At 76.0% G+C, this 887-nt stretch carries 1 protein-coding gene; it reads right to left on the bottom strand.

Going from position 1 to position 887, the window contains the following annotated elements; genetic code table 11:
- Nucleotides 1-118: 118 nt before the first annotated feature.
- Nucleotides 119-887 (bottom strand): GlxA family transcriptional regulator (locus NS331_RS24495; RefSeq protein ID WP_058644526.1); only part of this gene is annotated, 769 nt, incomplete at its 5' end.

Here is an 887-nt window from a genome sequence, read left to right as displayed (position 1 = left end):
GGGAGAGGGTTGGGGTGAGGGCCGCGGCCCTCATGAGGCGCGGCATCGTGCGAGCACGCGCAGCCCCCACCCAGCCTCCCCCAGAGGGGCGGGGCAGCGGCCGGCGGTCGGGTGCGTGTCAGGTGCTGGGCTGAGCCGAGCCGGTGTCGGCATCGCCCCCAAAGCGCGCCGCCCAGGCCTGCGGCCCCACGCCGTACTGCTTGTGGAAGCTGCGCCGCAGGCTCTCCGGATGGCCGAAGCCGCACAGCCGCGCCACGGTGGCGACCGAGGCCTGGCCCTGGGCCAGCAGGGCGCTGGCCGTCTCCACGCGCAGCCGCTCCACGTAGCGGGCGGGCGAACTGCCCAGTTCCCGCTGGAAGGCACGGGTGAGCGTGCGCGGTGGCAGGCAGGCCTGCGCGGCCAGCCGTTCCAGCGACAGGTCACTGCCGAGCTGGCCGGGCAGCCAGTCGAGCAGGGCGGCCAGTCGCGGCGTGCGGCGCGGCTCGGGCGCGAGCAGGGCGCTGAACTGCGCCTGTCCGCCCGGGCGGCGCAGGAACATCACCAGCTGACGCGCCACGGCCAGCGCCATGGGCCGGCCCAGGTCGGCCTCCACCAGCGCCAGCGCCAGGTCGATGCCTGCCGTGACGCCCGCCGAGGTGAACACGTGGCCGTCTTCGGCATGTCCCGCATCGAAGGTGTGCAGGCAGTCGGGCTCCACCCGCACCGCCGGATGGCGCTGGCGCAACTGCGCGAGCCGCGACCAGTGCGAGGTGGCCCGCCGGCCGTCGAGCAGGCCCGCCTCGGCCAGCAGCAGGGCGCCCGAGCAGACCGAGCCCAGCCGCCGCACGGTGGGCTCGGCGCGGCGCAACCAGTCAAGTAGCGGCGCGTTGCCGCGCTGGGCGATCACG

Origin of the sequence: Pseudacidovorax intermedius (assembly GCF_001476815.1) — a bacterium.
Taxonomy (GTDB): Bacteria; Pseudomonadota; Gammaproteobacteria; order Burkholderiales; family Burkholderiaceae_C; genus Xenophilus; species Xenophilus intermedius_A.
This window is presented reverse-complemented; position numbering and strand designations above follow the sequence as displayed.